General features: G+C 45.5%; 9 protein-coding genes. 4 read left to right on the forward strand and 5 right to left on the reverse strand.

What is annotated here, in order from left to right; genetic code table 11:
• Positions 1–39 precede the first annotated feature (39 nt).
• Positions 40–1,182, reverse strand: coding sequence for an MFS transporter (locus tag RRU94_RS10690; protein ID WP_315694221.1), 1,143 nt, complete (start codon positions 1,180–1,182; stop codon positions 40–42).
• 195 nt (positions 1,183–1,377) lie between these two features.
• Here RRU94_RS10690 and RRU94_RS10695 point away from each other — a divergent pair, with 195 nt between their 5' ends.
• From RRU94_RS10695 to RRU94_RS10705, 3 genes are all read left to right on the forward strand, one after another.
• The gene (locus RRU94_RS10695) at positions 1,378–1,800 is read left to right on the forward strand and encodes a hypothetical protein (RefSeq protein ID WP_315694222.1); all 423 of its coding nucleotides are present in this window, start codon (positions 1,378–1,380) and stop codon (positions 1,798–1,800) included.
• A 66-nt stretch (positions 1,801–1,866) separates the two neighbouring features.
• A complete protein-coding gene (locus tag RRU94_RS10700) occupies positions 1,867–3,867 on the forward strand; it encodes a penicillin-binding transpeptidase domain-containing protein (RefSeq protein ID WP_315694223.1) in 2,001 nt (666 codons plus the stop codon).
• Positions 3,868–3,992: 125 nt separating this feature from the next.
• Entirely contained in the window at positions 3,993–5,438 is a 1,446-nt protein-coding gene (locus RRU94_RS10705; protein WP_315694224.1) for a peptidoglycan endopeptidase, read from the forward strand.
• A 27-nt stretch (positions 5,439–5,465) separates the two neighbouring features.
• Here the strand turns inward: RRU94_RS10705 and RRU94_RS10710 are convergent, their stop codons facing one another.
• The 3 genes from RRU94_RS10710 to secA2 form a co-directional block, all read right to left on the reverse strand.
• Positions 5,466–6,509: a hypothetical protein gene (locus tag RRU94_RS10710; protein ID WP_315694225.1), complete on the reverse strand. Its 1,044-nt coding sequence runs from the start codon at positions 6,507–6,509 to the stop codon at positions 5,466–5,468.
• A 386-nt stretch (positions 6,510–6,895) separates the two neighbouring features.
• A complete protein-coding gene (locus RRU94_RS10715; protein WP_315694226.1) occupies positions 6,896–7,795 on the reverse strand; it encodes an accessory Sec system S-layer assembly protein in 900 nt (299 codons plus the stop codon).
• A gap of 3 nt (positions 7,796–7,798) precedes the next feature.
• Complete coding sequence (secA2, locus tag RRU94_RS10720) at positions 7,799–10,150, reverse strand: accessory Sec system translocase SecA2 (protein WP_315694227.1); 2,352 nt, start codon at positions 10,148–10,150, stop codon at positions 7,799–7,801.
• A gap of 253 nt (positions 10,151–10,403) precedes the next feature.
• On the opposite strand from secA2, the gene RRU94_RS10725 reads away from it, so the two are divergent.
• Positions 10,404–11,471 carry a glycosyltransferase family 4 protein gene (locus RRU94_RS10725; protein WP_251274764.1) on the forward strand — a complete coding sequence of 356 codons (1,068 nt, stop codon included), beginning with the start codon at positions 10,404–10,406 and terminating at the stop codon, positions 11,469–11,471.
• Positions 11,472–11,926: 455 nt separating this feature from the next.
• Here RRU94_RS10725 and RRU94_RS10730 read toward each other — a convergent pair whose 3' ends face one another.
• Positions 11,927–12,967, reverse strand: a complete 1,041-nt coding sequence (locus tag RRU94_RS10730) for an LCP family protein (RefSeq protein ID WP_315694230.1) — start codon at positions 12,965–12,967, stop codon at positions 11,927–11,929.
• Between the last annotated feature and the right edge of the window lie 9 nt (positions 12,968–12,976).

Genomic DNA, 12,976 nt, shown 5'->3' on the forward strand with positions numbered 1-12,976 from the left:
GAAAATAAACCTTTTGGCTTGGCAAATAACTGAAAATTCTTATCTTTTTCCTTTTCTCATCAAAAAGCTGATAAAAACAGCAGGAAGTGCCACGATTGCCATGCTTAAAAAAGCAAGGCGGGGCTCTATGTCGTATAAGAAGCCTGCCCCAAATGTTAAAACAGCCGTACTCAGTCCCATTCCAAGTGAAGAATAAACGCCTTGGGCGGCTGGAATTTCCGAAGAGTCGAATTCCTCATTCAGCAGCCGGATAAACGCATAATGTGCCAGCCCGAATGTAAAAGCGTGAAAGACTTGAGCAAAAATATAAACAGGAACCGAAGGGAAGATAAACATGAGAGCCCATCGTAAAACCGCTGCCAGTGCTGCCCACATAAACATGGAACGGACAGAGACGCGGCCAAGGAACCGGTCGGCTACGATAAAAAAAAGAATTTCGGCCGCAACCGCAATGTTTAAAATAACCCCGGTCCAAATATTGTTTACCCCAAGATACTCTAAATACAGCACACCATAATTATAATAAGCGGCATGAGCGCCTTGAATGAGCACGCAGATGATGAGCGCAGTCACAAAACGGCGTGATCGAAACAGCTGGCGAAGCGGCACATGCCGCAGGTCTCCGCTTTGCTGGAGAACAGATGGTGTGCGGAAAGAAGCCACAGCCGCTGTGAAAACAAGGCTTCCGATTAACATATACAAAATCGCTGTATTGGTAAACATAGCAGTAGCGATGCCGATCAAAAAAACAGATACGGTGTAGCCGATTGAACCCCAGGAACGGCTTTTTCCATAATGAATGTGTTCTGTTTTCATTAACAGGGCGCCCGCACTGTCAGCCATTGGCATAATAATCGGGTAAATCAAGCTGAATACGATCATTACCATCAGCAGCGTCATGTAACTGGAAGCCGGGACAAAAAGAAGGGAAAGAAGGGCCGCAAGTATGGAAAACCATTTGAGAAGCGTGCCGGCTGGAAACTTGGCGCTCAAAGCCGGATAAAGAAAAAAGGTAGAAGCTGCACGGATAAACAGTCCAATCGCAATAAGCGTAGAAGCGGTTTCAACAGGCAGCTGCTTTTCTGAAACAAGCCACACGTTCCAGTAGGGCATAAAAATCCCCCATGAAAAGTAAAAAGCAAAAAACATTAAAGATAGCCAAAACTGTGAAGTGAAAATCATCGAATCTTCCTTTATTTTGTCAGTATTTATCCATTATAGCGAAAATATGATTTTTTTTGCGCGAAAAGAAAAGAATCTTTCTTATGTCCTGTTTCTTTTTAACAATTGGGTTTTTCTGAGGGTTTTTGAAGGATATTGAAAAGTGGTGTCGAAATAGGAAAAAGGGACGACTAAGACGTAAAAAAGGAGAATCGGATGGAGAAACCAAATGAAGCAGTGGAAAGCTCGCTTATTTTTGTCAATGGACGGAAAGACGACTGCATGATTCGCTTTATGACGGTTTATCAGGAAGGACTCATACTCGATGCCGAATTTACCCCGTTCGCCCAGCCGGCTGAAAAAGAGTGGCATCTTGGCGAAAAAGGGGCCATTAAAATGATTGTGGCCCATAAGGGAGTGTGGCAGGAGGTCATCATTGATTATAACTTATCAGAAGGCTATTTATATATTACAGCTGTGACAGCATCCTTTTTATCAAAATCCGTGATGATGTCAATCGCCAGGCGTTTTTATATTCGCCGGGGGGAAGCTGTTCAATTCTTATCAGCCCGTGCCCTCCTCCATCATACAGAGGCACAGCCTGAACGCTGTCTCCTGATTGATATTCCGGTTCTTTAAAAAACGGCTCTTTTCAAAAGAGCCGTTTTTTTCTGCTATACTAGTAGAAAAACAGGGGGGAGCGGAATGATGAAGCGTTTTGCAATGTTTTTGGCAGCGGGTTCAGCTGCGCTCATCAGCGGCTGCAGCGGACCGGAAGCACCGGAAAGTGAGCTGGAAGCGTATGTGACTGAGTGGCAGGACAACGATTATGGCGGGATGTATGAACACTTTACGCAGGAAACCAAATCGTCTATGACGAAAAAAGAGTTTACAGAACGATATAAAAATATCATGTCGGATATTGAAATGGATAAGCTTCAAGTAGAGCTGCCAACAGAAGAAGACGTGAAGATGGACAATGATCAAACGGCACGGCTGCCGCTTCAAATCCAAATGGAGACCATCGCCGGACCGGTCTCATTTGAAAAAGAAGCAGTGATGAAGCTGGAAGAAACAGATGAGGGTGAAGAATGGCTGATTGACTGGGATCCTTCTTTTTTGCTGCCTGATTACGGCGAGGGGGACAAAGTACGCATTCAAACGCTTGAAGCCCAGCGGGGGCGTATTTTTGACCGGAACGGCAGCTCGCTTGCCGTCAACGGAACAGCGTTGTCGATTGGTGTAAATGCCGGTGCCATTGATGAAGCAGGGAAAGCGCAGCTGGCCAAACTACTTGGCTTAACAACAGAAGATATAAACAAGCAGCTCGGCCAAAGCTGGGTGCAGGAAGGGTACTTTGTTCCACTTCAAACCGTCGCTTCATCCAACAAGGAATTGATCAAAAAAGTGTCAACTGTGAAAGGAGCAGCTACAGCTTCCAGAGCAGTCCGTGTTTACCCATACGGCGCTGCTGCCGGGCACTTAACCGGTTATACAGGTGAAATCAGCGCGGAAGAGCTGAAAGAAAACAAAGGATACACACAAGGTGATCAAATTGGGAAACGCGGCCTAGAGCAGCTGTTTGAAGAGCGATTGAAAGAAACCGACGGTGTGCAGATTTTTATTGAAAAGAAGGAAGAAGAGCCGGTAGTTATCGCGAAGAAGGAGCCGAAAAATGGCCAGGATGTAAAGGTAACCATCAATGCAGAAATGCAAAAAACACTGTTTGAACAAATGGAAGGAGCAGCCGGAACCGCTTCAGCTGTAGAACCGGCTTCAGGAGATGTGCTGGCGCTTGTTTCCTCTCCTTCTTTTGATCCAAACGAATTTGCCCGGGGCATACCCGCAAACCGGTATACCGAGCTTCAAGATGATCCAAAGCAGCCGCTCTTGAATCGCTTTGCGGCGGCTTACTCACCAGGCTCCACCATGAAGCCGATTACAGCGTCCGTTGCGATGAATGCGGGGAAACTGGATCCAGCGGCCGGTAAAACGATTGAAGGGCTTCAATGGCAAAAAGATGCGTCGTGGGGCAATTACCGGGTAACCCGTGTCAGTGAGTCGGCGGGTCCTGTAAATTTGGAATCCGCTATCGTGGCATCTGATAATATTTATTTTGCGATGGCGGCGCTTGATACGGGAGCAGATGGAATGAAAGCGGGACTCCAATCATTTGGATTTGGCGTAGAGTATCCGTTTGCTTATCCGGTGCGTGAGTCGCAGATCTCAAATACTGGCACATTTGATTCAGACATTTTACTGGCTGATACCGGGTACGGCCAGGGAGAAGTACTTACATCGATGACGCATCTGGCCAATGCCTATGGAGCTTTTTTAAATAAAGGGACGATGATGAAGCCGCTCCTGCTTCTTGATGATGAGCCGTCTGTCTGGCAGAAAGAACTTGTGACAGAAGAACAAGCGTCTATCATTCGAAAAGGACTGCGCGGCGTAGTAGAACGTGGAACCGCCCGCGCTGCGAATGTTGAAGGCATGGCCATCTCCGGCAAAACCGGCACAGCTGAAATCAAAGAGAAACAAGGAACGACTGGAAAAGAAAACGGCTTATTTGTTTCCTATGATGCAAACAATCCGTCTTTTATCCTTGCGCTGCTTGTGGAAGATGCGGCAGAAGCGGGTGGAAGCAAAGAAGCGGTCGACAAAGCGCGTGCTTTTTATGTAAAATGGAAGTCGTATCGTAAATAAGAAAATATAGGTTTTTCTCTAGATCATTAGACCGAAAGAATAAAAGTTTACTAGAAGTGATAAAAAGCCAAGAAAACTAGACGATAGAACTAGAGAGTAGATACGAAGAGTAGAGGAGCGATCCAATGAATAAAACGGTTATTTCTTTAACAGCTGCAGCATTTATCGCAACCGGTGCCGCGTCGGCTGCGCATGCTTCAGAACTGTACACAGTGAAAAAGGGTGACACGCTGTTCAGCATCGCCAACCAGTACAAACTATCAGTCGTTCAGTTAATGGAACTAAACGATCTTACGTCGGATGCGTTGTCCATTAATGACCAGCTTATCGTTTCCCAAACGGAAGAAAACGTTCAGGAAGAGCCGAATGAGGTCGAAGCAGAAACAGCGGAACCGGCAGCAGTTGTGTATACAGCTGCGGCTTCTTCTTACACCGTTCAAAGTGGGGACTCTCTTGGTTTGATTGCTTCCCGCTATAAAACAAGCGTTTCAGCACTAAAACAATTAAACGGTCTTTCAAGCGATGTGATTTATGCAGGGCAGAAGCTGAAGGTGAGTGGAAGTGCTTCTTCAACGCCGGCCAGTACGTCCAGGCCATCGACTTCAACTTCAACGAGTACATATACTGTACAGAGAGGGGATTCTCTTGGTCTCATTGCTTCCCGCTTCAAAACAAGCGTTTCAGCGCTGAAGCAATTAAATGCTCTTTCAACGGATGTGATTTATGCAGGTCAGAAGCTGAAGGTGAGCGGCAGTGCCTCTTCTTCAACGCCGGCCGCTAATACGGGCACATCGAAGCCATCAACTTCAACCGGCACATACACTGTACAAAGCGGAGATTCTCTCGGACTCATTGCTTCCCGCTTCAAAACAACGGTCTCGTCACTGAAGCAATTAAATGGTTTAACAACCGATGTGATTTACGTTGGACAAAAACTGAAAGTAAGCGGCAGTGCCCCTGTTACTCAAAGTCCGTCTTCACATAATCAACCATCGTCTTCCATGTCTAATGGTCTATACATCGTGCAAAGCGGAGATTCATTGGGTATCATTGCTTCAAGGTATGGAATGACTGTGGCGGCGCTGAAACAAATGAACGGCTTGAAATCAGACGTTATTTTCGTTGGACAGAAATTAAAGGTAGCCGGCAGTGCAGGTGCTGGCAAGACGCCGACACAGGTAAGCAATCCCGCTTCTTCCGGCGGTTACAGCGTCAACACGCTGATCAGTACGGCAAAGTCCTTGATGGGCATTCCTTACGTATGGGGCGGTGCGTCCACTTCTGGCTTTGATTGCAGCGGCTTTATTTATTATGTGTACAAAGAAGCGGGCAAAAGTATTGCCCGGACAAATACAGAGGGCTATTATAGCCGTTCCTACGAAGTTTCCAGTCCGGCTGTAGGGGATCTTGTGTTTTTTAGCAATACGTATAAAAAAGGCATTTCCCATATGGGGATTTATATTGGCGGCGGGCAGTTTATCCACGCCAGCTCTTCGTCCGGTATTACCATTTCAAATTTAAGCAATTCGTACTTTCAACCAAGATTCACTGCTTTTAAACGATTCTACTAAAAAACGGTCCCATATAGGGACCGTTTTTTATTTTCGTTTTGAAAGAGCGTTTCGCACATCCTGCAGATGCTGGTCGATATTTTCTTTGGTTACATAAACACCAAATGGGCTTTCAGCATCAGGGCCCGCATCGATCCGCTTGGCGATTTTTGTGCCGGTTTCCGGATAAAAGTGGTGGCCGTCAAAATAGTTGTTTAAATCGTTGGTCACTTCATTCGGATACATAAAGTTATAAACACCGCCGTACACACCTACTAGGTCACGCAGCCATTGTTCATAGTCTTTAAGGTGGCCCGTTTCAACAAGTGCATCAAACAGCTCCATTGAAATCGGTGTCGTATAAACGATTTTTTCTACATTCGGATGTCGTTTGTTGAATATCGTTAAATATTCCTTGTATCTCGGGTTATACACATAGTGGCTTCCATAGAATTCCTGTTTAAAGCGATTGATTTTTTGTGCTGTTTGTTCTTCACGCTCTTTTTGAGAAATTTCTTTGGCGTCCGCTACATTTTCCCGATTATATACACGTTCAAGCGATACCTCATTTGTGATAGACATACGGGCGTCTTTCAGTGAATACTTGAGTGTATCGAGCGATAGTAAATTTTTAAACCGGTAAAGCGGATCTTCAAACTGTTTTTCATAGTTGGTCAGTGAATAGGGCTGGCTGCTTTCCTGAACAGACGATTTAAAGAAATCGAGTCCTAAAATCACACGCTGGATCGGCTGCTCACTATGTTTTTCCGCGAAAGCCAGGAAGGTGTCATACTCGCGAATCGACATATTGCTGACGGAATAATTGTATACCTTCATGCTTTTAAACTCATGCTGATCAACATAAGTAGACCGGCTGGAACCGAGCAGGATCGTATCATATGAAAAAGGCTGAAAGTAAATCCGGTTTGTTTTTTGCTGCCGTTCATTAATCACATCCTGGCGGTCATTCCAGGCATGCTTCGGACTGAATGTCCAAAGAGGGTCAATCAGATAGTTGAATGCAGCAAGCGGCACAAGCGCCAAAAAGAAAAGAGAAAAAAAGATTGCCAGAAATCGTCTGGACTGCTTCACGCATATCACACCTTAATGTTAAAATAAAAAACTTGCATACTACTTCCTTACAGGCAGAGTCTAAGAAAAGAAAATTTCTGTTTGTCTATTAAAATGGATGCTGTCGTTAACATAACGGTTAACGACAGCCTTAATCATACTACAGCTCTTATTTTTCGACAATAAGCCGTGAGGCCGCTTCAATTATGAAAATAACAGTTGTAAGTGCAAAAAGATGTGATAGAATGGACATATAGTTTCCGTTTTGTATGTAAATAACTCGTTTTGTTAGAACGTGGTTGGTACAAGCTGTGAGCATCTGTCCGGTATGGCAGGTGCTTATTTTATTGTATCCCACTAAAAAAAGTGCGCTTATCATCAGTCTAGCTGACGATAAGCGCACTTTTTTATTTGCTTACCCGAACACTCCATTTGGAGAAATCGGCATTTTCTTTTTGAACGAGCGAGGCCGGAAAAACAAATGACCATGGCTTTGTTGTATTCGCTTTTACTTCAAAATCACCGACGTTGAATTGACCCTGGGCAACAAGATCGCCGGCTGCATCAAAAAGCTGCAGCGGCAGTTTTTCAATATTTACATTCCGTTCATATCCATTTCGGATTAGCAGAGAAATCGTTAAATCTCCATTATCGAGTGTAGCGGCGCTTAATCCCGTAAAATTCAGTTCATTTTTAGCGGGATTTCCGAGCTTCTCTACAATACGCTTCAGGTTTTCTTTTTGCTCTTCAGGCAGGGTCTTGTCCCATTTTTCATCAAGATCAAGCTTATGCTTGCGCGATGTTAAATCAAACGCAACCGACCAGTTTTCTTTGCCCAGCTCAACCCGTGGGTCAAGGGACGCAGCAGGAAAAAGAAACGTCCACGGACGGCTTGAGTCAGCCGGCAGTGAGCCGAGATCTTTTAAGTTAAACGTATCCCGCGCTTTGAGTTCATTTTTTTCATTCAGCAAAAGAAGCGGGACCTCGCCGAGTGTCATCTCCCGCTCAACGGTATTGCGGACAAAAGCGGAAACCGCAATGCCATTCGGCTGTTCGCTCCACTCAATGCCGGAAAGAGACAGCTGGTTTCGTTTAAGCGGCGGCAGTTCGTTATTTAAAAATCGCAGTACATACATTTGCTCCTGAGAAACCGTCTGGGACGGATGAAGCGACAAGTCTGTTGTTACTTCCTCAGTGCCGGCTTCTGTTTCTCCGCCAGTGACATCGGCGGCAGAAACAGAAGCTTCACGCCCATCATTTTTTAGTGTATCGTCATTTTTCCCTTTTCGTTTAAAGAAAGAAAACATCGGTTAATTCTCCTTTTTCGTTAATTCCGTCATTAAAGCGGCCGTTTTGGCAGAAATAGAACGAAGCAGGTCGCGGTAAGACGTTTGGAAAAGCTGCAGTCCTTCACGTGCATAAATGCGCATCGGATCCTCCTGCTGATAATGGCGCAGGCCAATGCCTTCTTTTAAGCGGGTCATTTGTTCCAGGTGATGAACCCAGGCGGCATCCAGATCGGCTGTCATGATCCGTTTAATGCCTTCATCCCAGGAAGGATCATATTCATTGTTTACCCAGGCGAGATAGTCGGCTAAAACAGGTTCAACTGTACGCTCCACTTCTTTTTTGCTGGAGACTTCTTCCGGAAGGGGAACCTCACGTCCGCCAAACATCGCTTGAAGATGGCCGGAAAGAATGTCGAGCGCCCATTCTTCGGGTTCTGCTTCCTCATGGCAATGGTGGTTGATTTCTTCCCGGACCGAACGCGTAATCATATCTGCAAGACGATCCTTTTGAGACTCGTCATCGATAATGGCGTTGCGCAGTCCGAAAATAACACCGCGCTGCTCATTAATAACGTCATCGAGTTTTAAGTTATACTCGCGAATCGAATAATTGGAGCCTTCCACAATCCGCTGAACGCGGTCCACAAATTCGTGTATTTTTTTGTTTGTAACAAGACCTTCACTGTTTGTCTGCACTTTTTTCTCGAGCTTTGCTAAATCATCCTTGGCAAAGCGGCGGAACATCGCATCTTCCAGTGAAATAATGAATTCACTTGATCCCGGATCACCCTGGCGCCCGGCCCGGCCTTTAAGCTGGTTGTCCACGCGGCGGCTTTCATGGCGTTCAGTGCCGATCACGTGAAGACCGCCGAGTTCCGGTACGCCTTCCCCAAGCAGGATATCGGTACCGCGTCCGGCCATGTTTGTCGCAATGGTAATGTGGCCGCGCTGGCCAGAACGGGAAATAAGCTCTACTTCCTGTTCTACGCTTTTTGCGTTTAACAGCTCAAAAGACAAGCCGGCATCTTCAAAGTGCTGGGCGATTTTTTCGGACTGCAAAATAGAAGTGGTTCCGACTAATACAGGCTGTCCGCTTGCGTGGCGCTCAGCTGTTTCTGCTGTGACAGCGGCGTATTTTTCCTCGATTGTCTGGTAAATGCGGTCAGGCATGTCCACACGCTGTACCGGCCGGTTGGTTGGAACCGGGATGACCTGCATGTTATAAACATCGAGCAGTTCTTTTTCTTCCGTTTTCGCCGTACCGGTCATGCCCGATAAGAACGGATACATACGGAAATAGTTTTGAATTGTGATAGAAGCCTGTGTTTTGTTTTCATCCGTTATTTCCAGGCCTTCTTTTGCTTCAATCGCCTGATGAAGGCCATCTGACAGCGTTCTGCCTTCCATCGTCCGGCCGGTAAACATATCGACAAGGAGAATTTTCCCGTCTTTCACGATATAGTCCACGTCTTTTTCGAACATCACATGTGCCCGGACGGCCTGAATCATATAGTGATAAAGCGTTTGGTGTTCCAGTTCGTATAAATTGTCAATGCCAAATGCTTTTTCGACTTTTTCAATCCCGCCGTCAGTTAAGCTGACCGCTTTTGTTTCATCATCTAAATGATAATCCTCATCCCGGACAAAACGCTTGGCTACACGTGAGCCGATGTAATGAAGGTCAGCGGCAGGCGGCATTTTGCCGGCAATAATAAGCGGTGTTTTGGCTTCGTCGATTAAAACGCTGTCTACTTCGTCAATAATAGCGAAATGGTACGGACGCTGAACACGCTGAGAAGGGTGCCAGACCATATTGTCACGCAGGTAATCAAATCCAAATTCTGTTCCGACTCCATATGTAATGTCTGCATTGTAAGCTTCCTGCTTTTCTTTACCGTCCATAAGCGGCACATTTAAGCCAACGCTCAGACCGAGAAATTCATGAAGCGGTCCAATGGTGTCACGGTCGCGTTTCGCCAAATATTCATTTACGGTAATCACGTGAACGCCCTTGCCCTCAAGAGCGCGCAGGTAGCTTGGCAGGGAAGCGACGAGCGTTTTTCCTTCGCCAGTTGCCATTTCCGCAATGTTGGCGTCGGATAAAATCAAGCCGCCAATGAGCTGAACATCGTAATGGCGCATGCCAAGAACACGTTTCGCCGCTTCGCGTACAACGGCAAACGCCTCTGTTTTAATATCTTCAATGGAAGCACCGCCGGCAAGACGCTCTTTAAATTCCGCTGTTTTGCCGCGCAGCTCTTCGTCTGTTAAGCCCTCAATGGCTGCTTCCTGCTCATTGATGGCTGTTACAAGTTTTCGGTATGTTTTTAACTGCCGATCGGCAGCATCTTTTTTTCGAAATAATGAAACCAATTTATTTCACTCCCCAGAATACGTCCATGGGCCCGTCTTATGCGGTTCACAAAGGCATGATAGCTGGATGCCGCGCATGCAGCTGCCCATCCTTATCTTAACAGAAGACTGCATGAAAGAAAATATCAGGTCTTTTTCATGTTTATGGTGGATATAATGATGGTTTGGGCTTATAATGTTGAAATTGAGGGCAAATAAAAATAATGACGTTCATCATATACACTATGCTTCTGGCCAACAGAGGGAGGATCTTATGGTTGTTGCTTTTATTATCTGTGTACTGGCTTCTCTAGCCATTACACCACTTGTGAAAAAATTCGCTATCGCCATTGGAGCTGTTGACAAACCAAACTACCGGAAAGTGCATCAGCGTATTATGCCGCGTATGGGCGGGCTGGCCATCTTTATCAGCTTCTTGATTGGCATGCTTGTTTTGCGTCCGGATGCACCGTACGATCTGCCGCTGATGAACCCCGCTATTATCATTGGAAGTTTTATTATCATCCTGACGGGCGTGTTTGATGACCGCTTTGAGCTTTCCGCAAAAGTAAAGCTTGCCGGCCAAATTGCAGCTGCTCTTGTGGTCGTTGTCTATGGGGATGTCCGCCTTGATTTCTTTAACCTGCCGTTTGGCGGGACCATTGAATTCAACAGCTTTTTAAGTATTCCATTGACGATTATCTGGATCGTGGCGATTACAAATGCCATTAATTTAATTGATGGTCTTGATGGACTGGCAGCCGGTGTTTCAACGATTGCTTTGTTTACCATCAGTTTTATGGCCTTTTTAAAAGGCGATGTGTACGTTATGAGCATCGCGCTTATTGTGGCGGCCAGCACAATCGGCTTTTTAAAGTACAATTTCCATCCTGCAAAAATCTTTATGGGAGATACGGGCGCGCTGTTTCTCGGCTTTATTATTTCCGTCGTATCCCTGCTTGGCTTTAAAAATATCACCGTCGTTTCATTAATCATTCCGATTATCATTCTGGGTGTGCCGATCTCGGATACTATTTTTGCGATTATCCGCCGGAAGCTGAACAAGCAGCCTATTTCTGCACCAGATAAATCGCATCTTCATCACTGCCTGCTTCGGACAGGCTATACACATAAACAAACCGTTTTGATTATTTATATGATCGCGATGATGTTTGGTCTTGCGGCGATTATTTTCTCGATGGCCACGCTATGGGGTGCCATTATTATGATGGCTGTGATTACCATTGCCATTGAAATTTTCGTTGAAAGCATCGGTCTTATCGGCAACGACTATAAGCCGCTTTTGAACTTTGTCAGAGGCGGAACGAAAAAGAATATGTAATGAGTAAAAAAACCGCTGTCCATAAAGATAGCGGTTTTTTACGTGAACATAGCAAAACAACAGAGAGCTGTCGCAGTCCGAAAAATCCGCTATCAATTAGGATAGGGGGTTTCAGACTGTAGACAAATGATCTGAATGACCGTGCACATGAACGGAATAGGTCGGCGGCGTCCGGGCAGCTCCGCTTTCCATGGGGCAGGCGCTGAGCCCGCTAGTCCCATAGGAGTCTGCGCTGCCCTCCCACCGCCAAGTGGCTTGCGACAAGATTGTATAAAGCCCGTAAGATCGTATCTTTCTGTTTAAAAAAGAGAAAATGTCTATTCGGTCTCTGCTTATTGATCTTCAATACCGCTTAGTGAAGCCTGCCGGACTTCACTTACCGGCTCTTTTTTAAAAGCGAAAGACTTTGTCTACACACTGAAAACCCGCTATCAATTAGGATAGCGGGTTTTCTTTTATTCCGTGCTGTATGATTCATCTTCGGATTCGCTGTCTTCATCTGAATCATCGGATGGCTCGATATCAAGGTGACGCTGTAATTTGCCTTTAATCACTTCAAGTTCTGTTTCATCCGGCCGGTAAATATAAGCACCTGAAGGTAAGAAGTCATCTGTTCCTTTAAGAGCAAGGGACTCATAATTTAAGCCTTTGTCAGTTTCTGCGTACGTAATGAGCGATTTCATTTCACTGAACGTCAGGTTTGTCCGCATGTTGGAACCAACTGCTTCTAGTAATTCATCATATTTCGTAATGGAGTTAAATGAAGTCGCTTTTTTTGCAATGGCCTGAAGGATCTGCTGCTGGCGCTTGCCGCGCTCAATATCGCTGTCAGCATGACGTGTGCGGGCCACCGCTAATGCTTCTTCTCCGTTTAATGTTTGAAGTCCTTCTTTAACGTACGTATAGTGGACGTCGCTTGAATCTTTTTCTCTAATGTCGTACGGCACATTAAATTTAATGCCGTCCAATGCGTTGACGACATCAACGAAAGCGTAGAAGTTTAAGCGCACGTAGTAGTCGACTGGTACATCAAGCAGTTCCTCAACCGTTTCAATCGTAGCCGTCGGGCCGCCGACAACGTGTGCATGGTTAATTTTATTGTAATCATCTTCTTCTGGGATATACGCATACGTGTCACGTGGAATACTGAGCATTTTAATCGTTTTGTCTTTTACATTTAATGTAGCTAAAACAAGGGCATCCGTTCGGGAATTATCTCCATATTTCCGTTTGTTGTTATCATCAATCCCCATAAACAAAATTGAAATGTTATCCTCAAGCGGATGAACGTCCGCATCACGCAGGGCCGATTTTTCGCGTCCGTCCGTCATATAAGAATCTGATACAATCGTCTCGGCTTTCTTATAAAGAAAGGCACCGTAGCCTGCACCAGTAAAAACAACGAGCAGCAGCGGAAGAAAAAGCGTGAAAAACAAAATTCGACGTTTTTGCGTTTTCTTTCGGCGCCGACCCATGCGTTGATTGGGTGAACTCATGTATTTATC

Origin of the sequence: Domibacillus sp. DTU_2020_1001157_1_SI_ALB_TIR_016, from assembly GCF_032341995.1 — a bacterium.
In the GTDB taxonomy this organism is placed as follows: domain Bacteria; phylum Bacillota; class Bacilli; order Bacillales; family Domibacillaceae; genus Domibacillus; species Domibacillus indicus_A.

What these genes read in the sequence shown, in the direction of transcription:
- RRU94_RS10690 (WP_315694221.1), bottom strand. Translation starts at nt 1,182, where the DNA reads ATGATTTTCACTTCACAGTTTTGGCTATCTTTAATGTTTTTTGCTTTT.
- RRU94_RS10695 (WP_315694222.1), top strand. Translation starts at nt 1,378, where the DNA reads ATGGAGAAACCAAATGAAGCAGTGGAAAGCTCGCTTATTTTTGTCAAT.
- RRU94_RS10700 (WP_315694223.1), top strand. Translation starts at nt 1,867, where the DNA reads ATGATGAAGCGTTTTGCAATGTTTTTGGCAGCGGGTTCAGCTGCGCTC.
- RRU94_RS10705 (WP_315694224.1), top strand. Translation starts at nt 3,993, where the DNA reads ATGAATAAAACGGTTATTTCTTTAACAGCTGCAGCATTTATCGCAACC.
- RRU94_RS10715 (WP_315694226.1), bottom strand. Translation starts at nt 7,795, where the DNA reads ATGTTTTCTTTCTTTAAACGAAAAGGGAAAAATGACGATACACTAAAA.
- RRU94_RS10725 (WP_251274764.1), top strand. Translation starts at nt 10,404, where the DNA reads ATGGTTGTTGCTTTTATTATCTGTGTACTGGCTTCTCTAGCCATTACA.
- RRU94_RS10730 (WP_315694230.1), bottom strand. Translation starts at nt 12,967, where the DNA reads ATGAGTTCACCCAATCAACGCATGGGTCGGCGCCGAAAGAAAACGCAA.